The sequence below is a fragment of the Mucilaginibacter sp. NFX135 genome (genome assembly GCF_048565145.1).
Lineage (GTDB): Bacteria > Bacteroidota > Bacteroidia > Sphingobacteriales > Sphingobacteriaceae > Mucilaginibacter.
Map to the genome: position 1 here is coordinate 1,012,809 of NZ_CP183412.1, position 25,435 is coordinate 1,038,243.

The 25,435-nt window shown below is 43.6% G+C and carries 22 protein-coding genes and 1 riboswitch; of the genes, 13 read left to right on the forward strand and 9 right to left on the reverse strand.

The features are described from left to right. Positions 1-245: 245 nt before the first annotated feature. Positions 246-917 carry a hypothetical protein gene (locus tag ACNURT_RS04500; protein ID WP_419700721.1) on the forward strand — a complete coding sequence of 224 codons (672 nt, stop codon included), beginning with the start codon at positions 246-248 and terminating at the stop codon, positions 915-917. Positions 918-921: 4 nt separating this feature from the next. Here ACNURT_RS04500 and cysS read toward each other — a convergent pair whose 3' ends face one another. The 5 genes from cysS to mutL all read right to left on the reverse strand — a co-directional run bounded on the left by cysS (position 922) and on the right by mutL (position 7,133). Beyond that, entirely contained in the window at positions 922-2,385 is a 1,464-nt protein-coding gene (cysS, locus tag ACNURT_RS04505; RefSeq protein ID WP_419700722.1) for a cysteine--tRNA ligase, read from the reverse strand. 134 nt (positions 2,386-2,519) lie between these two features. After that, entirely contained in the window at positions 2,520-3,632 is a 1,113-nt protein-coding gene (locus tag ACNURT_RS04510) for an endonuclease/exonuclease/phosphatase family protein (protein ID WP_419700723.1), read from the reverse strand. Beyond that, a complete protein-coding gene (locus tag ACNURT_RS04515; protein ID WP_419700724.1) occupies positions 3,622-4,500 on the reverse strand; it encodes a rhomboid family intramembrane serine protease in 879 nt (292 codons plus the stop codon). Before ACNURT_RS04515 ends, ACNURT_RS04510 begins: the two co-directional genes overlap by 11 nt. 35 nt (positions 4,501-4,535) lie before the next feature. Then, positions 4,536-5,252: a rhomboid family intramembrane serine protease gene (locus ACNURT_RS04520; RefSeq protein ID WP_370998015.1), complete on the reverse strand. Its 717-nt coding sequence runs from the start codon at positions 5,250-5,252 to the stop codon at positions 4,536-4,538. A 24-nt stretch (positions 5,253-5,276) separates the two neighbouring features. Further along, positions 5,277-7,133 carry a DNA mismatch repair endonuclease MutL gene (mutL, locus tag ACNURT_RS04525; RefSeq protein ID WP_370998017.1) on the reverse strand — a complete coding sequence of 619 codons (1,857 nt, stop codon included), beginning with the start codon at positions 7,131-7,133 and terminating at the stop codon, positions 5,277-5,279. A 237-nt stretch (positions 7,134-7,370) separates the two neighbouring features. On the opposite strand from mutL, the gene ACNURT_RS04530 reads away from it, so the two are divergent. The 5 genes from ACNURT_RS04530 to ACNURT_RS04550 all read left to right on the forward strand — a co-directional run bounded on the left by ACNURT_RS04530 (position 7,371) and on the right by ACNURT_RS04550 (position 13,699). Then, the gene (locus tag ACNURT_RS04530) at positions 7,371-9,002 is read left to right on the forward strand and encodes an amidohydrolase (protein ID WP_419700725.1); all 1,632 of its coding nucleotides are present in this window, start codon (positions 7,371-7,373) and stop codon (positions 9,000-9,002) included. After that, positions 8,989-10,812: a serine hydrolase domain-containing protein gene (locus ACNURT_RS04535; RefSeq protein WP_419700726.1), complete on the forward strand. Its 1,824-nt coding sequence runs from the start codon at positions 8,989-8,991 to the stop codon at positions 10,810-10,812. Before ACNURT_RS04530 ends, ACNURT_RS04535 begins: the two co-directional genes overlap by 14 nt. Positions 10,813-10,826: 14 nt before the next feature. Further along, the gene (locus tag ACNURT_RS04540; protein WP_419700727.1) at positions 10,827-11,483 is read left to right on the forward strand and encodes a hypothetical protein; all 657 of its coding nucleotides are present in this window, start codon (positions 10,827-10,829) and stop codon (positions 11,481-11,483) included. A 117-nt stretch (positions 11,484-11,600) separates the two neighbouring features. Next, complete coding sequence (locus ACNURT_RS04545; RefSeq protein WP_419700728.1) at positions 11,601-12,116, forward strand: OmpH family outer membrane protein; 516 nt, start codon at positions 11,601-11,603, stop codon at positions 12,114-12,116. A gap of 347 nt (positions 12,117-12,463) precedes the next feature. Then, positions 12,464-13,699, forward strand: a complete 1,236-nt coding sequence (locus ACNURT_RS04550; RefSeq protein WP_419700729.1) for an MFS transporter — start codon at positions 12,464-12,466, stop codon at positions 13,697-13,699. Between the two features lie 4 nt (positions 13,700-13,703). Here the strand turns inward: ACNURT_RS04550 and ACNURT_RS04555 are convergent, their stop codons facing one another. Further along, on the reverse strand, positions 13,704-14,126 hold the full coding sequence (locus tag ACNURT_RS04555; RefSeq protein ID WP_419700730.1) for a VOC family protein: 423 nt from the start codon (positions 14,124-14,126) through the stop codon (positions 13,704-13,706). 126 nt (positions 14,127-14,252) lie between these two features. Between ACNURT_RS04555 and bshA the strand changes: the two genes are divergently transcribed. The 7 genes from bshA (at position 14,253) to ACNURT_RS04590 (ending at position 21,270) form a co-directional block, all read left to right on the forward strand. Beyond that, a complete protein-coding gene (bshA, locus tag ACNURT_RS04560; protein ID WP_370995029.1) occupies positions 14,253-15,425 on the forward strand; it encodes an N-acetyl-alpha-D-glucosaminyl L-malate synthase BshA in 1,173 nt (390 codons plus the stop codon). Between the two features lie 197 nt (positions 15,426-15,622). Further along, positions 15,623-15,814 (forward strand): hypothetical protein, encoded by a 192-nt coding sequence (locus tag ACNURT_RS04565; RefSeq protein WP_370995028.1) that lies wholly within the window; start codon positions 15,623-15,625, stop codon positions 15,812-15,814. An 84-nt stretch (positions 15,815-15,898) separates the two neighbouring features. Next, a riboswitch (Fluoride riboswitch) is annotated at positions 15,899-15,963 on the forward strand. Positions 15,964-16,227: 264 nt separating this feature from the next. Then, positions 16,228-17,619, forward strand: coding sequence for a voltage-gated chloride channel family protein (locus tag ACNURT_RS04570; RefSeq protein ID WP_419700731.1), 1,392 nt, complete (start codon positions 16,228-16,230; stop codon positions 17,617-17,619). A 428-nt stretch (positions 17,620-18,047) separates the two neighbouring features. Further along, complete coding sequence (locus ACNURT_RS04575; protein ID WP_419700732.1) at positions 18,048-18,998, forward strand: NAD-dependent epimerase/dehydratase family protein; 951 nt, start codon at positions 18,048-18,050, stop codon at positions 18,996-18,998. Between the two features lie 144 nt (positions 18,999-19,142). Then, positions 19,143-19,868, forward strand: coding sequence for a YebC/PmpR family DNA-binding transcriptional regulator (locus tag ACNURT_RS04580; RefSeq protein WP_370995025.1), 726 nt, complete (start codon positions 19,143-19,145; stop codon positions 19,866-19,868). A 148-nt stretch (positions 19,869-20,016) separates the two neighbouring features. Next, positions 20,017-20,232 carry a DUF2442 domain-containing protein gene (locus ACNURT_RS04585; RefSeq protein ID WP_370995024.1) on the forward strand — a complete coding sequence of 72 codons (216 nt, stop codon included), beginning with the start codon at positions 20,017-20,019 and terminating at the stop codon, positions 20,230-20,232. Between the two features lie 90 nt (positions 20,233-20,322). Beyond that, on the forward strand, positions 20,323-21,270 hold the full coding sequence (locus tag ACNURT_RS04590; protein WP_419700733.1) for a hypothetical protein: 948 nt from the start codon (positions 20,323-20,325) through the stop codon (positions 21,268-21,270). A 134-nt stretch (positions 21,271-21,404) separates the two neighbouring features. Here the strand turns inward: ACNURT_RS04590 and ACNURT_RS04595 are convergent, their stop codons facing one another. From ACNURT_RS04595 to ACNURT_RS04605, 3 genes are all read right to left on the reverse strand, one after another. Further along, positions 21,405-22,202, reverse strand: a complete 798-nt coding sequence (locus ACNURT_RS04595) for a prolyl oligopeptidase family serine peptidase (protein WP_419700734.1) — start codon at positions 22,200-22,202, stop codon at positions 21,405-21,407. 222 nt (positions 22,203-22,424) lie between these two features. After that, a complete protein-coding gene (locus ACNURT_RS04600; RefSeq protein WP_419700735.1) occupies positions 22,425-23,780 on the reverse strand; it encodes a glucoamylase family protein in 1,356 nt (451 codons plus the stop codon). Positions 23,781-23,883: 103 nt separating this feature from the next. Beyond that, positions 23,884-25,431, reverse strand: a complete 1,548-nt coding sequence (locus ACNURT_RS04605) for a RagB/SusD family nutrient uptake outer membrane protein (protein WP_419700736.1) — start codon at positions 25,429-25,431, stop codon at positions 23,884-23,886. Between the last annotated feature and the right edge of the window lie 4 nt (positions 25,432-25,435).

Genomic DNA, 25,435 nt, shown 5'->3' on the forward strand with positions numbered 1-25,435 from the left:
GGAATGTAATTTGAATTAAGGTGATAAGTAAATAACTCCGCAGCATCGTAGCTAAACAGGTTCATATCTGAAACGAAAGGGTTGATATTTAATTGTAACTGAGCGGAGCTAATCATGCAAAAACTGACACCTAAGGGCAAAATATTAAGTAAATGCCTTCAATTTAAAACTTATTAACCCCATAGCGCTGATTATGTTTTGATTAAAAAAAGCATTATGTGCATATTTATAAAAATTACGTTGCAATGAACAAATTTATCGCTTGTTTAATAGCTATGGTGTCGGCTTGTTTAGCAGCCCAAGCTCAATATATACATGACCTGCAGGGCAAACCATATATGGAGCAATCTTATACTGAGGTAGAAGGCAATCCGTTCCTGATCAGCAGCTGGGCCGATGGAAACATTGACTTTGCAAATGGAAAAAAAGCAACCATCAGAGTGAAATATGACCTGGTGAAGGATGTGCTTTTATTTCAGCATAAAGGTGATTCGACTGCCATGTATTTTGTTGATCCGGTTAAAGGGTTTACACTAACCAATTCATTCATTAATGAAAGTAACATCCTCCCTTTGGTGTTTAACAGCGGTTACCCGGCTATTGATGTGCAAACAACGACCTCATTTTACCAGGTAGTTGCTTCTGGCAAAATGCAGTTATTAAGGCACTATCGGAAAGCAATACGTACCGATCAGGCTTTTAATTCGGCAACAGTTACTAAAACATTTGCATTTACTGATCTTTATTATCTATATGCTGATAACAAGATCGTCCGTATAAAGCCAAGCCAAAAAAGTATCCTCGCCGCTATGGCCAATAAAAGCACAGAGATACAAGCTTATTTGAAAACTAATACTGTTGACTATAAAAACGATGCGGCCTTAGCCAAGTTGTTTAACTATTACAATTCGCTTTAATAGCTCAGGATTTGCTCCAGTGTGTACCGTCTTTACTGTCCTTGAGCTGAAAACCTATGCGGGACAGGCCATCGCGTATTTTATCAGACATGGCATAATCTTTATTGATCTTCGCCTCGCCCCGGAGCTCAACTATCAGGTTTAGTACATTCGGCAAGTCGTCATTTGCCGCTTGTTCGTCCTTTAATCCCAATACATCCAGCACAAAAGTGTTCATTAAGGTTTTAAGCAGCTGCAAATTGGCTTCATCTATTTTCATTTTGCCATCATGAACCGAGTTAATAATGCGCGATGCCTCAAACAGCTCGGCAATAAGCACAGGGCTGTTAAAATCATCGTTCATGGCCGCGTAGCAACGCTGCAACAGGGGTTCTATTTCAATTTCGGTGGTGCTGCTTGCCTTTAAGCCGTTAAGTAGTGCAAAGGCATTCATTAAGCGTTTAAAGCCTTTTTCAGACGCTTCCATAGCTTCGTTGCCAAAATCAAGCGTACTGCGGTAATGAGCCTGCAGCATAAAAAACCTTACAGTCATAGGGCTGTAGCCTTTATTCAGGATAGAATTATTACCGGTAAAAAGCTCATGCGGTAAAAAACTGTTGCCTAATGATTTTGACATTTTTTGCCCATTCACCGTAAGCATATTGGTATGCACCCAATAATTGGCTGGGTTTACACCGCAGCAGGCCTCATGCTGTGCAATTTCATTAGTATGGTGGGTTGGCACCAGGTCAATACCGCCGCCGTGTATATCAAACTGGTTACCCAGGTATTTTTGGCTCATGGCCGAGCACTCCAGGTGCCAGCCTGGGAAACCAACGCTCCAGGGCGATGGCCATTTCATCAAATGCTCCGGTTTGGCTTTTATCCACAGGGCAAAATCAAGCTTGCCATGTTTTTCGTCCTGACCGCCAAGGGTGCGGGTATTGTTTAACAGATCTTCAAGATTACGGCCGCTCAGTATGCCATAGTTTTTGCTTTTGTTGTATTTCTCCACATCAAAATACACCGTACCATCAACCTCATAAGCATACCCTTTTTCCAGTATCACCTTTACCATTTCTATCTGCTCAATAATATGGCCGGTAGCGGTTGGTTCAATGCTGGGTGGCAGCGTGTTGAATATTTGCATAACATCATGAAAGCCAACGGTGTACTTTTGTACAATTTCCATGGGTTCCAGCTGTGCTATTTTTGCTTTTTTTGATATTTTATCTTCTCCTTCATCACCAGCATCGCCTTCCAGGTGACCGGCATCAGTCACATTACGAACGTAACGTACCTTATACCCGATTTGAGTAAGATATCTGAAAATAAGGTCGAAAGATATATAAGTACGACAGTTGCCCAGGTGCACATCACTGTAAACAGTAGGGCCACATACATACATGCCCACATGGGGCGGGTTAAGTGGCTTAAATTTTTCCTTTTTACGGGTTAAAGTATTGTAAACAAACAAATTTTGTTGCATGAGCGCAAACTTACGATTTTTTCAATTTCATGGTAACTTATAGAAGCAAGAGATTAGAGTCAAGAATCAAGAGGATGTAAAATAATCCTGGGATTTTCTTAAATCTTGATTCTTGACTTTAATCTCTTGCCGCTTTAATTGAGTACTACATCACTGCGCAGGGGGTAATGATCTGATAACTTTTTCTCAATGATCTTGTAAGTGGCTACGTCGAACTGCGGGCTGGCCATAATATAATCGATCTGGTAGTTCGGAAAATCGCCGTTATAGGTGCGACCGAACCCTGATCCTTTCTGTCGGAACGCGTTTTTTAATCCCTTAGCCATCTGGTTAACCGCAAACGAAGTTGGTGTATCATTAAAATCGCCCGAAATAAGATAAGGGTACGGGCATTTGGCGGCATGTTCTTTGACCTTAAAAACCTGCTCGCTTCTTTTTCCAAAAGCGATTTTCAGCTTACCCCCCAAACGCTTGGTTGATTGCATATCCGTTTTCCCTTTTTTGGATACACTGTCCAGGTATTTATAGTCCTCGGGATCAAAGCGGATGGACTGCAGATGAATGCTATAAAAGCGAAAGATCTGCTTCCCTTTTTTTACATCAACAAATAAACACTGGTTCTCGGAGTGGGTGTCAGTAAGTCGGATCAATCCTTTGTTCACTATCGGGAACCTTGAAAAAATAGCCATACCAATAGCCTCGGTACTATTAAAGTTAAAAGGTTCAAAATAAAAATTGCTGGCACCTATGATCCTGATCAGTGAATCGCGCATTTCAAACTGGCCCTTGTTTTTAGTATAAAACTCCTGGAAACCAATAATATCGGGCTGCTGCTGACTAATAAGTGTCAGAATTTGATGCTTGGTTGATATATCGTTGGAAGCCCCGTATCGTTTAAAGTTATGCACGTTATAGGTCATTACCCTGATGGCATTTTCCGCGGCGGGCTTTGCAGTCTCCGCAGCGCTTAATCTGAAACCAATATTGTTGAACAAAACATTGTAGCCCAATAGAATAGTAATAAAAGACAACAGGAACTGCCAGCGACGGCGTAACAGCCAGTATGCAAGCATAATAAGGTTAAAGATAAGTAGTACAGGGTAGGCCAGGCCAAAAAAAGCGAAAATCCAAACCTTTCTGGGGTCAACATGAGGCGCTAAATAACTCATCAGTAAAGCAACACATAACAATAGGTTTATCCATAAAAGTATTTTACCTATAAAGCTTTGTTTGCGTTTAACTTTCATTATTGCTTGCGCGAAATAAAATTTCTTTTTCCTGCTTGGTCAGGCTGTCATAACCCGATTGTGATATTTTATCTAAGATACGGTCAATTTCATCCTGACGGGGATACTCAGGGCTGTTTTTATTGAAGTTTTTAGCTGCTACTTTCAGTTTGGGCCTGGCTTTAAATATATTGCCGATACTGCCTATCCAATCATGCCCCTTTTGTAATTGTTTAATATAAACAAAGCCCAGCAAGGCGCCACCCAGGTGGGCTATTTCGCCGCCCGCGTTAGGGCCAACAACGCCCAGAAAATCAATCACCAGGATAACAAATACCAGCCATTTTAACTTTACCGGGCCAAATAAGATTAATGATATAGTGTAGTTGGGCAACAGCGTGGCGGTAGCCACTACAATAGCCATAACACTGGCAGAAGCCCCCACAATTAAAGCAGAGTCGGCAGCGTGCAGGCTGGTAAAGGCTGGTAATAGATTATAAGCCAGCAGATAGAATAATGCACCCGCAAGGCCCCCCATAATATACAAACCAATGGTGCGCTTATTGCCCAGGTACTCTTCAAATATCTGCCCCATCCAGTAAAGCCAAAGCATGTTAAACAAGATGTGCAAAACGCCATCATGCATGAACATGTAGGTAATGGGTGTCCAGAAGTGGGCAAGCAATTTGGGGAAAGAGGCCGGCATACGCAGGTATTCGATCGCGAATATTAATATTCTACTATTACCAAAACCCGTAAAAAGTAGTTGTTCCAGGATAGCCGAAACATTGATGAGTAAAAAAACGGCTACGTTAATACCAATGAGCAGATTGAGCTTATTGCCCGACCGCAGCATTTTGTACTGAATATTTTGCCAAAGGGTACTCATAAAATATACTTCCGTTTATTGGATAACTACCGTTATTAATAAAAATTGTTTGGTCTTTGCAAACGCCAAACCTTTACCATAATATAACCGATCAGTGCTCCGCCTAAATGCGCGAAATGCGCTACCGAATCGCCCGAATACTGTTTTACACCCAAAAATAGCTCTAATACCACATACACCGGTATAATGTATTTTGCTTTAATAGGTACCGGGATAAACATGATCATCAATTCCATGTTGGGATAAAGCATGCCAAAGGCAATTAACAACCCAAATATAGCACCTGATGCGCCTACTATTGGTACATAATATATCTCGGCTAACTTTTGACCCTGGTCTCCGTATGCTGCAAAAGATTCTGGCAGGCTGGGGTGACTTATAGTGAATGCGCCCGTTATTGCATGTACCTCATAAGCCTGAACCAGTGTTTGAAACACAATAGCTCCAATGCCGCAAATGAAATAAAAATTAAGAAATCTTTTTGAACCGATGGAATACTCCACAATAGGGCCAAAAGAAAATAGTGCAAACATATTGAAGAAAATGTGTGCGAATCCTCCATGCATAAACATGTAGGTTATAACTTCCCATAATCTGAAATTTGGTGAGTTAAAGTAATACACTGGCAGATATTTGAATACATCAGGAATGAATTTTTCCAGTGTAAGCGACCCGATAAAAAATATAATATTAATGATGAGCAGGTTTTTTACAACCGGCGGTATATTGGCAAATGGTGATTGACTGTTCATAGTATAAATAAAAGCCGTGTCGGGCTATTTTTCAAATCGTTCTAAAAGCTCGGCCATGGTAAAGGTACTGATTACGGGCTTACCGTTCAATGCCTGGTTTGGTGTTTCGCAGGCAAAAAGCTGGTCAATGAGCTGGTTCATCTCCTCCAATGATAATTTGGTGCCGGTTTTAATAGCCCCGTTGCGGGCTAATGACCGGGCCAGGTTATCGCGCTTGTCCAGTTTTAAAATGGCCATATTGTTTTTAAAGCCTTCCAGCAAATGCTCCAGCAACTCATGCTCACCCACATTGCTCAGCTCGGCAGGTATCCCTTCTACCACCACGGTATTTTTACCAAACTCACGGATGTCAAAGCCCAGTGAGCGGATATCAGGCAAAAGCTCTTTCAATAACTCAAAATCGGCACCGTTTAGTGTTACCGACTGCGGGAATAAACTTTGCTGACTCACGCCCGAGTGATTTTGCAGTTGCTGTAAAAAACGCTCGTACAAAATACGTTCATGCGCGGCCTGCTGTCCAATGAGCATAAAACCCGATTTAATTTGCGACAGGATAAAGCGGTTATGGATCTGGAACAAAGCCCGTTCGCTTGATTTAGCTACTTCCTGCTCATTAACCGCAATGCGCTCTTCCTGGTGCAGTTCATGCTGCAGGTTATCCTCTTTTTTGCTGATCTCGTACAAGGTATCCCAGTTTTTGGGGATAGGGTTGTTTCTAAAACCACCATCCTCCCTTAAAAAAGGATGTTCGCGTACCGGTTTTTTCTCAGAGGCAAAAGGGTTAAAATCGGGGTTGAAGGATATGGTCGGCGCCACTATCTCCTCAAATGGCTTGGGTGTTATCAGGTGTTCAATGCTGTTCTCCTGGTCAAAATCAAGGCTTGGGGTAATGTTATACCGCCCCAACGAGCGCTTTACCGCCGAGCGGATAATGGCATAAATAGCCTTTTCGTCCTGGTACTTGATCTCGGTTTTGGTAGGGTGCACGTTGATATCTATATGTGATGGATCGATATCAATAAACAGCACATAAAAAGGGAAACTATCATCAGGCAGCAACTCTTCAAAAGCAGTAAGCACCGCGTGGTTCAAATAAGCATCGCGGATAAAGCGGTTGTTTACAAAAAAGAACTGCTCGCCCCGGGTTTTACGCGCAAACTCGGGTTTGCCTACAAAACCGCGCAGGTTAATAATAGTGGTATCTTCCTCCACAGGTACCAGGCGTTGGTTATAGTTATTGCCAAACAAGTGTACTATACGCTGCTTTAATGCGGCTCCCGGCAAGTGGTAAACCTCCTGCCCGTCATGGTGCAGGGTAAAAAATATTTGTGGATTAGCCAGTGCCACCCGTTGAAACTCGTCGATAATATGGCGCATCTCTACCGGGTTACTTTTTAAAAAGTTGCGGCGGGCGGGTGTATTATAAAAAAGATTTTTAACCGATATAGAGGTACCGGTATCAGCCTGGCAAGCCTCCTGGCTTACTACTTCGGAGCCTTCGATAAAAATGCAGGTACCCAGCTCGTCCTCATGGCGGCGGGTTTTCATTTCAACCTGGGCTATGGCTGCTATAGATGCCATAGCCTCGCCCCGGAAACCCATGGTGCGTATAGCAAACAGATCGTCGGCCTTGCGTATTTTTGAGGTGGCATGGCGCTCAAAACACATGCGCGCGTCAGTAAGGCTCATGCCGCAGCCATCATCAATAACCTGTATCAATGATTTACCCGCGTCCTTTACAATGAGCTGAATTTTTCCGGCCCCGGCGTCAATAGCGTTCTCCACTAATTCCTTTACGGCAGATGCGGGGCGTTGCACCACTTCGCCAGCGGCAATCTGGTTGGCAACGGCATCCGGTAAAAGCTGTATGATATCTGACATCTAAAAAAAATCCCTCCAATTTCGAATTCGATGCTAAATTAAATATTTGAAGGCATAACTTTATGATTTGATAATTGTATATGAAAAGGATGACGGAATAAAGATTTTTGGATTAAGGACTTTTAGGATAAAGATGAAGGAATAAGGGGCAAAAATATGGCAATCTTGTTCTTTTCTCTAAAATCTTTGTTCTTTGCTCCAAAAATCCTTATTCTATCCTTTACAAAAATTTAGTTTATGAAGAAATTATGGCCAGCACTGCTCCTTTTCGCGGTAGCCTGCAAGCAAAAAGAGTACAATGCCGACCTTTTGGTTAAAAACGCCGTAGTTTATACGGTTGATAGTTCCTTTACTACCGCCAATACCATTGTGGTAAAAGGAGGAAAAATACTGGCGGTGGGTGATGCTGATACGCTGGAACAAAAATACCTGGCCAAAGAAGTGGTTGATGCGCAAGGTGCGCCTGTATATCCCGGTTTTATTGATGCACATGCACATTTTTATGATTATGGATTGGGTTTGCAGGAAGTTAACCTGACAGGTACACACAGTTGGAATGAAGTGATCGATTCGGTGCAGGTCTATTCGGTCCGGAATACCGATGGCTGGATAACCGGGCAGGGTTGGGATCAGAATGATTGGACTCTGAAACAATTCCCCAACAAAGCTAAGCTCGATTCGCTGTTCCCGGTAAGGCCCGTGATACTGAGCCGTGTTGATGGGCACGCGGCCATAGCCAACCAGGCGGCGCTCAATATTGCCGGTGTTAAGCCTGGCCAAACTATTAATGGTGGCGAAATAGAAACCATTAACGGTAAACTTACGGGCATCCTGGTAGATAATGCCGTGGGGATAGTAACCCGAAAAATCCCTGAGCCAACAAGTCAGGTAACAGAGGACGCCCTGCTGGCAGCTCAAAAAAACTGTTTTGCCGTGGGATTAACTACCGTGGACGATTGCGGCCTACCTTATACCATGATAAATACCATTGCCGAACTGCAGCACAAAGGATCATTAAAAATGCGCATGTACGTTATGCTGGCCGATAGAGAAGAAAATTACGAATACCTGTTTAAGCGTGGTGCTTATAAAACCCCAAGCTTGAACGTAAGGGCTTTTAAGGTTTATGCTGATGGTGCATTGGGTTCAAGAGGAGCTTGTTTACTGCAACCCTACAATGATCAAAAAAATTGGAAGGGTTTTTTACTAAGCAGCCAAAAACATTTTGAAGAGGTGGCCAAAAAAATTTATGACAAAGGCTTTCAGATGGCTACCCATGCCATTGGCGATTCGGCCAACCGGGTGATGCTGAAAATATACGCCTCTGTACTGAAAGGGAAGAACGGCCGTCGCTGGCGTATTGAACACGCCCAGGTGCTCTCGCCCCAGGATATTAAACTATTTGGGGACAACAGCATCATCCCTTCGGTGCAGCCCACTCATGCTACATCCGATATGTACTGGGCGGGTAAAAGATTGGGAGAGGAGCGTTTAAAATCGGCTTATGTGTATAAACAATTATTAAAACAAAATGGTTGGATACCTTTGGGAACAGATTTTCCGGTAGAGAATATAAACCCCATGTATACGTTTTATGCAGCAGTGGAGCGTAAAGACATGAAGGGTTTTCCTGAAAGGGGTTTTCAACCCGAGAATGCCCTAACCCGGACCGAGGCATTAAGGGGTATAACCATATGGGCTGCCAAAGCCAATTTTGAAGAGAAAGAAAAAGGCAGCCTGGAGCCTGGTAAATATGCCGATTTTGTGATACTGAATAAGGATATCATGAAAATAAAAGGCGCCGAATTGCCAAAAGTTAAAGTGACCAGTACTTATATAAACGGAGTTAAAGTATATGATAAAAAATAAATGGGGCTGTATCCCCTTTGTGTTGTTTGGTTTTACCTTGTTAAATACGGCCTGCGCGCAAATACCACCAATTATACCAACCGGGCAGGCATATATAAACGAAGAACGGCTGGTTGAACACTCCACTGTTTTATTTAACAACAGTAAATACCTGCTGCCGCTGAAAGATCTTGATCAGTTAAAAATAGCCAGCGTTCATTTCTCTAATCAGTACGCTGGTGTGTTTGATAGTTTGCTTAATAAATACAGCAAAGTGCAGGCGTTTGACGGTCGTACTTACAGCGGTGCAAAAACATTGGCCGATCTATCTGCCGATCTGAAATGGTATAACACCATCATCCTGCAGGTAACCGATGCCGATCTGAACAATCCGCAGGTTATTGATTTTATCAACAGTACCCAAAAACTCAAAAATGTGATCGTGGCGGCGTTTGGTGGCGGCGCTATTTTAAATAAGCTAAACACTGTTGCCGCACCCATTTTATGGAGCGAGCGCTTAACAGCTGTTGCCGCGTTATACAGCGCACAGGCCATTTTCGGAGGTTTACCTATAACGCAAAAGCTCACCCGTACCTACTCGCCGCAATTTGCAGCAGGCATGGGTTTTATTACCGATAAGATCAGGCTGCAATATACCGTTCCGGAAGATGCCGGTATTAACGCTAATAACTTAACCGGTATTGACGACATTGCCCGCGAAGCCATTGCCGAACATGCTACCCCAGGCTGTGTGGTGTTGGTGGCCAAGGATGGTAAGGTGATATTTAACAAAGCCTACGGCTATCATACCTACGACAAAACCATTCCCGATCAGATAACGGATATTTTTGACCTGGCATCCATGACCAAAATAACCGCTACCACCGTAGAGGCTATGAAACTCACAGATGAAGGTAAGCTAAACCTGGAGGCTACCCTGAGTGACTATCTGCCCCAAACTAAAAATAGTAATAAGAATAATATCCAGATAAAGGAGTTGCTGATGCACCAGGCAGGTCTGATACCGGATATAAAAGGCTTTGACATAGTGAAGCCGGCAGATCATAGTACCGATTCATCCGCAGCTTACCCAACCCGGGTATCTGATCATTATTTTTTGCGGAAAGATTATTATAAGGATGTGATGTTTCCGGAAATGCTGAGCTCGCCATTAAAAACACGAGGGCAATATGTATACAGCGATGTAAGTATGCTGTTTATGATGGAGGTGCTGGAAAATATTACATCGGTGCCCGAGAATGTGTATGTACAGCAGCAATTTTATAAACCACTGGGAATGCAAACCGCGGGTTTTTTACCGCTGTACCGTTTTAACCAAAACCAGATACCACCTACCGAGAACGACCAGGAATACCGCCAGAGCTTGCTGGATGGCTATGTGCACGACCCAACCGCGGCCCTCATGGGTGGGGTAGCTGGTCATGCCGGGCTTTTTGGCAGCGCCAATGATGTAGCTATTATGTACCAGATGCTGCTGAACCGGGGTACCTATGGCGGCACCCAGTATTTTAAACCCGAAGTAGTTGATCTGTTTACTTCCAAGCAATCGGCGGTGAGCCGCCGGGGACTGGGTTTTGACCGCTGGGACCCTATAGCCGACAGGCATTACCCATCTAAACTGGCTTCGCCGCAAACTTATGGACATACCGGTTTTACGGGCACCTGTATCTGGGTCGACCCGAAATATAACCTCGTTTATGTGTTCCTGAGCAACCGGGTACATCCCAATGTAAGTAATAAACTGGGCAGCCTCAACATCAGGCCAAGGATACAGGATGTGGTTTATGAGGCGATCAATAAGGGAATGTAAGTTGGCTTATTGAAATGAAAGTAAAATTAATTCCTGTAATAAGAATTGGATATCATAATCAAGGCATCCCAGTACCAGAAAAAGGACCTTATTGGAGTTATTCTGCTCTTTGGGATAATTATAATGCCGCCAATTATATAAAAGCAGGATTTAAGGATAGGTTTAAACCATACTTGTCCGGCTCAACTTTTTATACATTATCAAGTCTATCGAAGGACAATTTAATAAAAATCATTAAGGATCATGCTTATGATATCATCAATAACAAATATGCCAGAACCGAAGCAAGCCCTTTAAATGGGGGTTATGTTTTGAACGTTGATGACGAAGACATATATTTCCCTCAATGCTGTGGAGATTTGAGCGATATAAATTATTGGGAGAAACTTGTATTTAATAACCAGCTTTCATTCTTTGCAGGCCACCCCGAACCTCAATTAGAGATAAAAAAAGATACAATAATATTTGATTTTGAGGTGGGTGAGTTTGATGAGCATTTTGTACCACCACCTGCATATAATAAGGTTGAGGTTCATAAGATCGATTTAAAAGGAGCGATTGAGCATGTAAATGCCGAACTACACCATTTTGCTGATGTTATTAAAAAAATAAGTATAGCTGAACAGTTAGATATACCTGATATAGATAAACTTTTCATCTGGGATGAGTAAATTGTTTGATCTAAATTCAACTATTAACCGGAGTGATTTATATGATTTTAACTTTAAGTAAAACAATTTTCCAGTCAGTTCGTTTCAGTTTTCTCTAATAAATAAAAATTACTAAACATGAGAAAACTATTCAAAGTTACCCTGCTTGCTTTAAGCCTATTGTTTATTGGTCAATTTTCAAATGCGCAATCCAAGATCGGTTATGTTGATTTTCAGGCAGTTGTTAGTCAGATGCCCGAGGCTAAAACTATTAAGCCCCAGATGGATGCCTATCAAAAGCAATTTGTGACCCAGTTAACCGCTATGAACAACGATTTGCAAACCAAGGGAAAGGCCTATCAGGATCAAAGCAAAACCATGAGCGATGCCGATAAAACAGCAAAGCAAACGGAATTACAGGGGCTGCAAAAAAAGATGCAGGACTATCAGGCCAGTGCACAGCAGCAGGTTGAGGCTAAATCAAACGAACTGATAAAACCAATAACCGATAAGGCCCGCGCCGCGGTTAATGACGTAGCCAAAGAAAAAGGTATTACCTATGTATTTGATTCTTCCCAAGGCTCGGCGCTGCTTGTTTCTAATGAAGGTTCCGATCTTACGGCTTCGGTTAAAACCAAATTGGGTATCAAATAAAATTTTCTAAAATAAGGGAATATAAAAAAGCGCCTCATCGAACGCAACATAGCAATCCCAAACTATACAGAGCGGATATGCTTATTGGGAGATCTTTTTGGTAATACCTGGTGGGTAACTAACCTGCTTTGAAACGCTGCCAACTCAAACAAAACGCCATCTTGTTATAAAAATACGGTGGCGTTTTGTTTGGGCTATGTAATTTTACGATGTGGTGGATGTTGACGCATTGTTTTATAACTGATTCATAGTTAGTAAGTTTTGCTGTATTTTCTTATATGGCATAGCCTGTTGATTATGGATTGATCCAATATACCGCTGATAAGAATGTTAATTTTGCGGTATCTATGAGTACGTTAACATCAAAAGCCCCTGCCATTAAGGAGCATCATCAGTCCATAGCAACACTGCTGGCTTTTGCCCTGATCCCTTTATCGGGTTTTGCTACCGATATTTATATTCCATCATTACCCACCATGGCCGGCGAAATGGGCGTGAGCAATGTGCAGGTACAATTAACATTAAGTATTTTCCTGATCAGCTATGGTATATCCCAACTATTTATCGGCAGTATACTGGATAGTTTTGGCCGGTATAAAGTTAGCCTGGGCTCGTTGGTCATTTTCGCGGTTGCCAGCGTAGTGATTGCCATCACCCATAATATCTATCTCATTTACCTGATGCGGGTGATACATGGCGTAACCGTTGGTGCCATTATAGTTGCCAAACGAGCCTACTTTGTGGATCTGTTTACCGGCGATAAGTTAAAGCATTACCTGAGCATGTTTTCTATCATTTGGTCAACCGGGCCTATTGTGGCGCCGTTTATAGGGGGATATCTGCAAACCGCTTTTGGCTGGGAATCAAACTTTTATTTTTTGGCGGGCTTCGCGGTGGTATTTGCCATCCTGGAGCTTATTTTTAGTGGTGAAACCCTGGTGCATTTTTCTGAGTTTCATTTTCAAAAAATCGTAAAAGTATACGCCAACATGATCAAAACCCACAGCTTCACGCTGGGTATAGTGATGCTTGGTTTAGCTTATTGCATGGTGATGACTTATAACATGACTGGTCCGTTTATTATTGAGCATCATTTACATTTAACACCTGTTATTGCTGGTTATAGTTCGCTGGTGCTGGGCTTTGCGTGGATGGTTGGGGGCTTTATCGGTAAGGCAACTATCAACCGCCCATTCTTCAAAAGGATGGTGGTTAATGTGATCATGCAGGCGCTTTTTGTACTGGTGATGATCATCAGCGTTCAATTTATCAATAATTTATATTCCATGATATTTTTCGCGTTCATCATCCACGTTTGCGCCGGGTATACTTTTAATAACTATTTCACCTTTTGTTTAAGCAAATTTCCTAAGAATGCGGGTATCGCTGGTGGCCTAACCGGGGGCATCACTTATGTGATCGTTTCTTTTTTAAGTTACGGTATTGTTAACGTAGTACCGGCCAAAGACGAGCGCAACCTGAGCTATAGCTACCTGATATTCATTTTACTTTCAGCACTGATCATGTTCCTCATCTTCCGGATCAATAAAAAAGAAAAGGCGCCGTCGGAGGCTTTTGCATAATAATCTAAAGCACCTGGTTAAATTCCAACCTTTCACCATCAGGCCCGGTGATGTTAAAATACTTACAGCCATTCTTCCAGAACTGCAGGAAAACCGGGGCTTCTTCGATAATGTTAAAGCCAGCCTCTTTAATGATCGCATAGGTTTCATCAATATCACTCACATCAAAAGCCACATGGTCAATATGCCCGTTGCCACGGTTCCTGATCTCTGTTAAGCCAGCTTCGGGTAATTGGTAAAGTTCTATGATCATGTTTTCGCGCTGCATCATTACACAGGTGCCCTGTTCGCCATGATCGATAAAATGGGCCTGCATTACGTTGTTAAAACCCAGTCGCTTGTAAAATTGCTGTGACGCATCGAGATTGGTTACGGGTATGCCTATATGTTGTATGCTGTTGATTTTTAGTTGGATAGCGTTTTTCATTCAGGGCGATATTAATAGTATAAAATTAAAAAAATGAGTAACTTGACTAAGTTATATCATTTTACACAGTGTTAACACATTTGCCGTAAATTGCTGTTAAACTTGCAGCCATAATTAACCAACTTAATGAAAATCGGAATTGTATGTTACCCAACCTTTGGTGGAAGCGGCGTTGTAGCCACAGAACTCGGTAAGGCCCTTGCCGACCGCGGTCACCAGGTTCATTTTGTTACCTATAACCAGCCAGCCCGGTTGGATCTTTTTTCCGAAAACCTGTTTTACCACGAGGTATCGGTATCCAACTATCCGCTTTTTGATTTTCCGCCTTATGAGCTGGCCCTGGCCAGCCGCCTGGTTGATGTGGTTCGCCACGAAAAGCTGGATGTATTACACGTTCATTACGCCATTCCGCATGCTTCTGCCGCGTTTATGGCTAAACAGATATTATTAACCTACGGCATTTATATCCCGGTGGTTACTACCCTGCACGGTACCGATATTACCCTGGTAGGTAAAGACCGCACTTTTAAGCCGGTAGTTACTTTCTCTATCAATCAATCAGACGGTGTTACTGCGGTATCTGAAAACCTGAGGCATGATACTTATGAGTTTTTTGAGATCGATACCGATATCAAGGTGATCCCAAACTTTATCGATCTTACCCGTTTCAGTCTTAAAGCAAAAGACCATTTTAAAAAGGCCATAGCGCCATCGGGCGAAAAAGTACTGGTGCATACCTCCAACTTCCGTAAGGTAAAACGTACCGAGGATGTGGTGCGGATTTTTGCTGAAGTAATTAAAAAAATACCTTCCAAATTACTGATGGTTGGTGACGGACCTGAGCGTTCCGGCTGCGAGCAGTTATGCCGCGACTTAGGTGTTGCCGATAATGTGCGCTTTTTGGGTAAGCAGGATGCCATTGAAGAAATACTTTCGGTAGCCGATCTGTTCCTGATGCCCTCACAGTCAGAAAGTTTTGGTTTAGCCGCTTTGGAGGCCATGGCTTGTAAAGTACCGGTGATCAGTACCAACGCGGGTGGTTTACCCGAGTTAAATGTGGATGGAGTAACCGGTTTTCTGAAAGATGTTGGGGATGTAGAAGGCATGGGCAAAAGCGCTATTTATATACTGGAAGACGAAGACCGGCTAAATCAGTTTAAAGAAAATGCCCTGGCCCGCGCTAAGGAATTTGATTTGGCCACCATTTTGCCTTTGTATGAAAATTACTACTTACAGGTGATTGATAAGTGTAAAGACAAGTGTAAAGAGCTGTGCACAGGTAAAGCCAAGGTTGCCTGAATGTAAACGGTATACAATTAACTCATATAAAGTTAATTAGCTATCTGGGGATTTTTTTTCTTATATTCAGATCATTCATTTGATCACCTAAATAGGTGTAACATACCTGATACAATTGAAAGAATATTTTCTAAAGGTTAAATATTTTCGTTGATGTTAACTAACTTAGTCTACTGTTCACTTTTAAAATTAAACTTATGGCAAAGCACACAACCCTAAAACGTGGTCAATTACTTAAGTACATTGGTAAAAGATGGAAGAATTTAAACATCAGCAACCCCTTCATGAAATTTCTGGGCTACGACGGAAACGGCTTTGCTGATTTGTGGGTAGAATATCAGGGCCGCACATTATTCCTCTCTATTAAAGAAGTTGAACTGGCTGTTTAAAACGGCCTGTTTTTATACTACGTAAAGGGTTTGGTTTTAAACCTACCCCGGATAATTATGGCTTTATAAAAAAAGAAGCTATATTCGTACAAAGGAAATGGTGTCTTCCTACTTAACCGCCCTAAAAAGCTGATGGCGCCTGCAATAAATTAACCCACAGGATTTACCCTGTGCTGATTTTTTGTAGGTGGAAAAAAAACTCAATATATCGCTTTTGAAATTATACCGGCATAATGTCCGGATGAAACTCCTGTTCTCTTCGTATTTTATTGCTGTAAAAAGCTCCAGTCTACTTCATGTCATTGCGAGGTACGAAGCAATCGCATGCTTTACAGAGCCGCTTTGTATTGTTTGCCGAATACTTCGCAGTGTAGTTTTCTGTTACCGAATAAAAGAACCTAAATTAGTCGCTCATGAATGATAAGCTTTTTACGTCCGAACATTTTTCAATCCTTAAACATCTCATCCGCTGGACGGTTATCATCATACCCATCGCAATCGTCATCGGTAGCATGGTGGCCCTGTTTTTATGGTTGCTTAATTGGGCAGTCCATTTCAGGTTTGCTCATCCCTTTATCCTGTATCTGTTGCCTGTTGCCGGCGTGTTGATCTATTTTATTTATAAGCTGATTGGCGGATCTACCGAAAAAGGGAATAATCTTATTATTGATGAGATCCATACACCCGGTGGTGGCGTACCCAAACGCATGGCCCCAATTGTGCTTATCACCACTATTATTACCCATTTGTTTGGCGGCTCGGCCGGGCGCGAAGGTACAGCAGTACAAATAGGTGGCAGCATAGCGCAAATGTTTAGCGGCTGGTTTAAATTAAGTGAGGATGATACCCGCATTGTGCTCATTGCCGGTATTGCCGCGGGGTTTGGAGCCGTTTTTGGCACACCGCTAACCGGGGCTATATTTGCCATGGAAGTGTTGACTATTGGTCGCATTCAATACAATGCCCTGCTGCCCTGTCTTATAGCCAGTATTATAGGCGATGTTACGGTTGCTGCCTGGGGTGTTCATCATACCCCATATCACATCGATATTTTCGCCACAGCGCAGCATTGGTTCTCGGCTTATTTGTCATTTGATTTTGTTTTGCTTTTTAAGATCATGATCGCCTCAGCTGCATTTGGACTGGCCAGTTACCTGTTCGCCTGGATGGTGCATGGCATCAAAGGCTTTTTCATTAAACGGATTCCTATTCCCTGGCTGATACCTGTATTGGGCGGACTGATCATTATTGGTCTTACTGTGCTGATCGGCAAGCCAGATTACCTGAGCCTGGGTGTCGATCCCGAATATGCCGGCGCCGTTACTATTCCCTCGGCTTTTCACGCGGGAGGTGCCGATACCTGGAGCTGGCTCTGGAAAACCATTTATACTACTACCACACTGGCTACAGGTTTTAAAGGCGGCGAGGTAACCCCGCTTTTTTACATCGGTGCAACATTGGGTAATACCTTATCTGTATTAATGGATGCCCCGGTAAGTTTATTTGCAGCGCTGGGTTTCATTGCGGTTTTTGCCGGGGCAACCAATACTCCACTGGCCTGCACCATTATGGGGGTTGAACTTTTTGGCGGCCAGTATGTTTTGTTTTTCGCGGTAGCCTGTTTTACCGCTTATTTCTTCAGTGGTCACTCCGGTATTTACAGTGCGCAGCGCATTGGCATACCCAAAGTAGCAGATACCCGTTTTTCTGATGCGGCCACCCTTTCAGAAGCAGGCAATCGCCGGCAAAATTATGTGCAAAAGAAATTGCAGAAGTACGGATTGGGAGGTAAAAGGGAAGAATAAGGGTAAAATCCTTCAAATTCCCTTTCCCGTCAGCATAAGCTTCGGGCGAAAGTGGACAGAACGGCGGCCAAGTGCGGCTGTAAGGGATAGCAAATTTTGCAGAAGAGTGGGGCTGATAAGCGTGCGAGTATTGTATATAAATAATACTGCACGCAGACGACTCACCGTCTATCTCCGCCAGCTGGCGAATGGGCCACCCTCTTTTTGCCTACAAGGGGAAAGAGGTTTGGGATTTTTTTCCATTTATATCCAAATTTTTCAAATTCCCTCTTTCCAGCGAAGCTGAAGAGCGAGATGGCAAGCGCAGTGATGACCGGTAAGTCGACTCTTGAACCATTCAAAACCATAATTCAAACCCGAATAAACTTCACCAACTCCTTCAACACATTTCGCCCAAATTTTTACCTTTGCCTAAACTCAAACTATACATGAGCGAAAAGATTTTAGTGATAGGAGCCAACGGCCAGATAGGGACAGAACTGGTTGTTGCTTTACGAAAAATACATGGCGCCGAAAGCGTTATTGCATCCGATATCAATGATCCGGGTTATGCCATACGCCACAGCGGGCCTTATGAGCTGGTGAACGTGCTGGATAAGGACAATCTGCATCACATTTTCCAGAAACACCGCCCTACCCAGGTTTACCTGCTGGCAGCCATACTCTCGGCTGTAGGCGAACAAAAACCCAAACTGGCCTGGGACCTGAACATGACTGGCCTCATCCATATACTTGATTTTGCCGTGGAGTTTAAAACTGCCAAAGTTTTTTGGCCAAGTTCCATCGCGGTATTCGGGCCAAACTCGCCGCAATTCCATACGCCGCAATATTGCGTAATGGACCCAAACACCGTTTATGGCTTCAGCAAACTGGCCGGCGAACGCTGGTGCGAATATTATTTTACCAAATACGGATTGGATGTACGCAGCATCCGTTACCCCGGCCTCATCGGCTGGCGCGCTAATCCGGGTGGCGGCACTACCGATTATGCCGTGCATATATTTCATGAAGCGTTAAAAAAAGGGAAATATACCAGTTTCTTATCAGCGGATACCGCTTTGCCCATGATGTATATGGATGACGCCATCAGGGCTACTATATCCTTAATGGATGCACCTGCCGAACAGCTGACCATCCGGTCGTCATACAACCTGGCAGGTATCAGTTTTACGCCGACCCAACTGGCCGGGGAGATCAAAAAACAGATCCCGGATTTTGAAATAAGCTATGCCGAAAACGACTCGCGGCAGGCCATTGCCGATAGTTGGCCAAAATCAATTGACGATAGTTATGCCGAAAGAGACTGGGGATGGAAACTGGAATATGACCTGGCCGCCATGACCAATGATATGCTGACTAATTTAAAAAACACCATATAAGCCGAAGGCATAAAGCAAAAAGCTAAGGGTTTGAAACTTATATAAAACAAATATTATATTTAACCACTTTACCCCGATTGGGTAAGCAGTTATAAATACTTAGGTTGATTATGAACTATCAACCATGAACAATGAACTAAAAACATGGGAAGAGCATTTGAATTCCGCAAAGAGAGAAAATTTAAACGCTGGGCCAAAATGGCCGTGCAGTTTACACGTTTAGGTAAAGAGATTGTAATGGCCGTAAAGGCAGGCGGTGGTGATGTTACTACCAACTCGCGCCTGCGCACCGCGGTACAAAATGCCAAGGCGGTAAATATGCCTAAAGATCGTGTGGAGGCTGCTATAAAAAGAGCTACCAGTCGCGATGAAAAGGATTATGAAGAATTAGTATACGAAGGATACGCGCCTTATGGTGTTGCCGTATTGGTTGAAACCGCAACCGATAATACCAACCGTACCGTAGCCAACGTGCGTAGCTATTTTACCAAATATGGTGGTTCGTTGGGTAAAACAGGATCATTGGATTTTATTTTCACCCGCAAATCTGTTTTTACATTTGATCCTGGCGATCGCGACCTGGAAGAACTGGAGCTTGAACTGATTGATGCTGGTTTAGAAGACCTGTTTGTGGAGGCCGATGAAGAAGGAAACGATATCGGCGTGATCCATACCGCGTTTGAAGATTTTGGTAAAATGCAGAAAGCCCTGGAAGAACTGGGTGTCGAAGTAAAATCGGCCAAGCTGGAGCGTGTGCCGCAATCATTCCACGAAGTTACCGAAGAACAGGTTGCCGACATCATGAAACTGATCGATCGCCTGGAAGAGGACGACGACGTGCAGGCGGTTTACCATAACATGGCGGAGTAATTTTTGATTTCGGAATTGGGATTTTCGATTTCGGATTTTGAAAAGTGAAATATAACTCATGTCATTGCGAGGAGGGACGATGAAGCAATCGCGAACTTTGCAGGGTACAGTTTTGATTTTTGAATTTTAACTTTTGAATTAATTCCCCATGCCTCTATTCAGTTCACGTAAGGAAGAAAAAAAGGTAAAAGTGACTTTTGCCAATGGCTTGCTTTTTGTTGAAAAACCTGATGGTAAACAACAGGCTTTTCCGCTGGAGTGGTTCCCGAAACTGATGAACGCCAGCGATGAGGAACGGGAAGACTGGAAACAAACCGATAAAGGCATTCACTTTAACCAATTGGATTTGGACGTGGATCTTTAAATAGAAGCAAGAGATAAGAATCAGGAATCAAGATAAATATGATGTTTGTCTTGATTCCTGATTCTTGTTTCTAATAGTCTGAAAAAAATTATGACTTTCGAAGAGTTTTTTAAAAAGAAAAAGATCGACCTGGCTGCTTTGCAAGCGGTGGAAGGGACACTATTTTCTGAATTTAAAACTCATTTTGAACAAATGGGCGAAAAAAGTTTCGACCATACCAAAAAATACTGGTTCAATAAACTCAGGCGACAGTTCCCGGCCGCTCCCGAAATAAAAACGGAAAAGGTAAGGATAGAAAACAAGCTGGCCGAACAAACCATTACCGAAAGCCTCACAGAACCAGCCGCGCCATCAGCCAAACTGGGTTTTGCGCCTAAATTCAGGGCTGGCGGAGTTGCCAAATCTGCCGAAGAAAAACAAGAAACCAAGCCCGAAGAGACTACACCTGCTGCAGAGGCTTCGGCCAAACCGGCATTTAAGCCCCGGTTTAATCCAGGTATGGTAAAACCCAAACCAGCAGAGGATACTGCAAAACCACAGGAAAAGTCTGAAGCGAAAGAAGAAAATACAATCCCCGCAACTGACGCTCCAAAGCCATTTAAGCCACGTTTTAATGCCGCGATGATGAAGCCGAAACCTGCTGAAGAGGCCGCAGAACCACAAGATAAGCCTGAAGCAGAAAAAGAAAATATATCACCGCCTACAGATCAAGCATCGGCAAAACCAGCATTCAAACCCCGGTTTAATGCTGCCATGATGAAGCCTAAGCCTGCGGAAGGTGAAGCAACACCAGAAGAAAAACCGGAGGTAAAAGAAGAGCCTGCTTCATTTGCTGAACCTGCTCCCAAACCCGGATTTAAACCGCGTTTTAACCCCGGTATGGTAAAACCAAAACCTGCGGAAAACGAAGCTGCACCGGAAGAAAAGCCAGAAGATAAGGCTGATCCTCCGCCTCCTACGGGAGAGTCTGCCCCTAAATTGGGATTTAAGCCCCGGTTTAATATGAAAACTCCTCCGCCAAAATCAACTGAAGAGTAGCTGAGGACATGTTTTCTCCACGCGTCATTGCGAGGTACGAAGCAATCTTTATGCTATACAGAGCGGCTCTGCTAATCGGGGATTGCTTCGTACCTCGCAATGACGTGCGGGAGAGAGAAAACTATCATTCCAAACTACTTGCTGTGCGAAAACAGCCAGCTAAATAGTTCCGGTTCTTTAAACGCATTATCCCAGCTGTTATGGTCAACGCCCGGGTAGAGGGTAAACTTAGGGTCGCCGCCGGCCTCTTTAATGGCTGCTACCATTACTTCGGAATGATCGGACGGAACAACACTGTCTTTGCTGCCGTGGAAGATCCATAGCGGTACTTTTTTAGCGTATTTTTTAGCGTTCAGTGTATTGTCGCCGCCGCAGATAGCAAAAGCCGCGGCAAATATCTTGGGTTCGCGGCCGATAATTTCAAACGTACCCATACCGCCCATGCTGAGGCCACCCACGTAAACCCGGTGTTTATCAACAAAAGGTTTATCTAAAAACTGATCGACCAAACCCATCAGCAAATGCATAGCTATGGTAGGTTGCTCATTTACCTGGAAAACGAATTTGCGCTTTTGCGTAGCGGGATCGGTTTCCTGCTGTACGTTTGACCAGTAGCTGTTTGCCGGGCATTGCGGGAAAACTATAATAGCTTCGTATTTTTCCCTTACGCTATCCTGCAACAAACGTGATGGCCCATATTTTAACTGCGACTCGTTATTATTGCCGCGCTCGCCGGCACCATGCAGCACAAACAGCAATGGGTATTTTTTAGCGGGATCAAAATGCTTGGGGAATAGTAACCGGTAAGGCAGGGTATCGCCTTTCATAGTAAAGCTGCCGCGGTCAAAAGACGATAAGTTTTGGGAACGGGCCGAAAAAGAAAATGCTAAGAGTAAACTTAGCATTCCTATAATAAATTTTTTGTGGATCATGGGCTATGTTTAAGATCTGTTTATGCTATAGTTAGCTAAACAAATTTAACGCCTTTTGATTTACATTTTTTTAATATTTTTTTACAGCGGTAACAATGAACATAAAAACCACTGCCTTTTAGACATTTCTAAAAAAGGCTGTCGTGCTGAGCTCCGTCGAAGCATGGTGGCCGGCCTCTGCGCTCTTCCCTTCGACGGAACTCAGGGTGGCAGCCCTGTTTTTTAAGGGTGTTTAGCTATAGCCGGACTCTCAAAACCCAGCTTGGTAAGCCCTTTCTGTACTTCGGGACAGCTCATGAACAGTTTCCATAATAAGCCGGTGCGGTAGTTTTCGATCATCACGATGATCGGTCCCTGGTCAATGGCCAGGTATGATTTGGCGTACCAGTTATGTGATTCACTAAAAGCATCAACAAAGCCATATTCACCCCAGATCTTATCGCCCAGGTCGTAATAAAAGTGGCGCAGAGCTTTCATCGAGTATTCAGGCGTATATGGAAATGCCGACAAGGCTGCGGTAGGTGTGATCACCCCCAGATCATTAGTGGGCGAATGGGCATTGTATCCTTCAAAATTATCACTTGCGGTAAGTCCCCAGCAGTTTTCGCCATAACCTTTAAATTTTTTAGGGTTATCTACACAATAGGCATGATTGATCAAAGTATGATTTTTATTCTGCTCCCAATAATCGGCATACTGATCTTTTAAACCTTTGGGGTTTAAGCCCAGAAAGGAGTATTGCGAAAAGAAAAGCGGTCCGCCGTAATCAAAACCCAGAGGCAGCTTAAACCCATAAAATGTTTTACCATTCTTGAAAAAGTCACTTTGAGCCCAGCCCCTGTGGTATACATCGGCGCTTACGGGATAACGCTCTGCCGAAGCCGCCAGCACATAGGTGATCAGGCACTCGTTAAAGCCATGTATCGGGAAGTTCATGGCCCAGCCATTGTTAGGGCTCCAGTGCCAGTACAGGGCGTCACGGCCCTCGCGGGTATACCAGTTCCATTCCATTTCGCCCCACATCCAGCCGATCACATCGCGTATGCGCTGCTCTTGAGGGGTGTTGGCTGTAAAGTATTGCCTGGCACAAAGCAGGCCCTGAAAAAGATAAGCCGACTCCACAATATCACCGCCATCATCCTTACGGCCAAAGGGGATCACCTTACCGGTTTCGCCGTTCATCCAGTGCGGAAACGCGCCGTGGAAAGAATTGGCTTTATACAAAAAGTTAACTATTTTAACCATGCGATCAACCGCCTGCTTATGCGTTATCCACTTACGACTATCAGCCACGATGATAGACATGATGCCGAAGCCCGATCCGCCGGTGGTTACCACCTCATCGCCATAATCAAAAGAGGTATTGCTGCGCTCGCGGGCCAGGCCGCTCACCGGGTGGCCAAAATCCCAAAAATAGCGGAAAGTCTGGCGCTGAACTACATCGAGCAGGGCGTTATCGCTTAGGTTTTTGATAATACCAACGGGTTTAATAGTATCGGTATTAGCCGTTGCAGGTTTTTGCGCCAGGCAGTATATGGCCAGGCATAATAAAAAGGGGGTTAGCAATAGTTTTTTCATGTAGATATATATGCGGGTTTTCTTTTTTACAAAGACCGGAGGATCGGTTAAAAATGGCTGCCTGCCTATGAAACAGGCAGCCGATAAATAAACCAATCAAAAATTAATACCCTGGGTTTTGTGATAATTTACCTCCGCTTAAGTCAATTTGAGGTTGAGGTATAGGAAATAAAGCATCCTTAGCGGCCCATGTTTTGCCATCGGCTGCAAATGCTGAGGCTGCACGGCCTGGCTGCACAGCATCCTGACGCACAAGGTCAAAAAAGCGGTCATGTTCCATAGCCAGTTCAACGCGGCGCTCGTGCCAAATAGTTTGTAAGTTTACAACCGAAGGAGCTGTCAGGCCCGCCCTTGCTCTAATTTGAGTCAGATCGGTAGTGGCTGCACCAATGTTTCCGGTTTGAAAGGCTGCTTCGGCGTGTATCAACATTACATCAGCTAACCTGAGTACGCGCAGGTTTTTTGGAAGGAAGTCGTTATTTCCACAACTTTTTTCAAGCCCGGTACGGCTGTGATAGGCCTTGTAATTATACCTTGAGTTTTCTACAGATTGCTGGCTTGGTACTTTAAAGCCGTCCCATAATATGGTTGGATTTGTTGGGTTAATAAATATAATGGTACCTGCTTTTCGCTTATCGCCGGCTTCGTATTCGTTTACTAATGATTGGGATGGGTTATTAAAGCCAAAACCCAGATCGCCTGTTGGCCACGCTCCCTGAGCTGCATTCTGACTGGAACGTGGTCCCTGGCTGTCGGAATAGATCTGTATAGCGGTATTACAAGCGTTTGAAGTACCGGTTTGTACTTCAAATAATGATTCCGAACTATTTTCACCTTTTTCTCTCCATATATCTTCATAAGTAGGATACAAAGAATATGCACCTGATTTTCCGGTAATTACGGAATCGGCTAAGGCATAGGCACGTTGATAATTTTTTTGATATAAAAATACTTTGGCCAATAAGCCCTGGGCAGCTCCTTTTGTAGCGCGGCCTACCTGTGTTTTATCTTTGGTAGGTAGGTTATCATCGGCAAATTGAAGGTCGCTGATAATAAAGTTATATATCTGTTGTGCTGTAGCCCGGGTTTGGTATTGGGGGTTATTGGCATCAGATGCTGCAGGTACTTTGTCCAAAAGAGGTACGCCGCCGAAAAAGCGGACCATATTGAAATAAAAATAGCCTCTTAAAAACCTTACTTCGCCAATTAAACGGTTTTTTGTAGCTGCGTCAAATTGCGCGTTTTGTAATTGGCTCAAAGCCTGATTGGCGCGTGAAATCCCCTGGTAGTATCCTTGCCAAATGTTATTAATATTGGCGTTGCTTGCAGGTACGTTCAATGCGTCTACCTGGGCAGCGTCGCCATAATCTGAAGGTGTGCTGCCTTTATCGCCATCATCAGATGCTATGTTGGTTAATACGATGTATTGTAATCCATGGATATCGGGCCCAAAGCCACCCAGCCACATTACATTATAAACACCATCAACCAGTTGTTGCGCGGCCGTTGGGTCTTTACTGATGGCGTCCTGGGTTACTAATCCCTGAGGTGATGTGCTCAGGAAATTTTTCTTGCATGCGGCCAGCCCTGCTATTAATAACAGCACAATTACTGCCGGTAATATTTGATTTCGTTTAAATATCTTTTTCATTGTA